Annotated in this window: 1 protein-coding gene; it reads right to left on the minus strand. The window is 65.8% G+C overall.

Annotated features, from left to right (window positions below; translation table 11 throughout):
- Window positions 1-275 (minus strand): hypothetical protein (locus ACM0OZ_RS49310; protein ID WP_414590230.1); only part of this gene is annotated, 275 nt, incomplete at both ends.

Genomic DNA, 275 nt, shown 5'->3' on the forward strand with positions numbered 1-275 from the left:
TAGTTTTCGTACCGCAGGGCCGCCGAGGCGGTGAAGTTTTCAACCAGCTCGCCTTCGACATCGACATAGACGCCGACATTGCTGCGGTTCTTGGACAGGACGTTGGAGGGCGCGAAACCGCCATAGCCCTGCGACGCCGACCCCTTGCCCGCGACCGGGCCGCGATCATACGACTGGGGCTCGCCCGCGCCGATCTCATAGGTTTCGCGGCGGGCCTCCAGACCAAAGGCCACGTTCAGCGGGCCCGCCAGACCCACCTCATAGGCGCGGTTGGC

Origin of the sequence: Scytonema sp. PCC 10023 (assembly GCF_963920835.1) — a bacterium.
GTDB lineage: Bacteria > Cyanobacteriota > Cyanobacteriia > Cyanobacteriales > Nostocaceae > Kalymmatonema.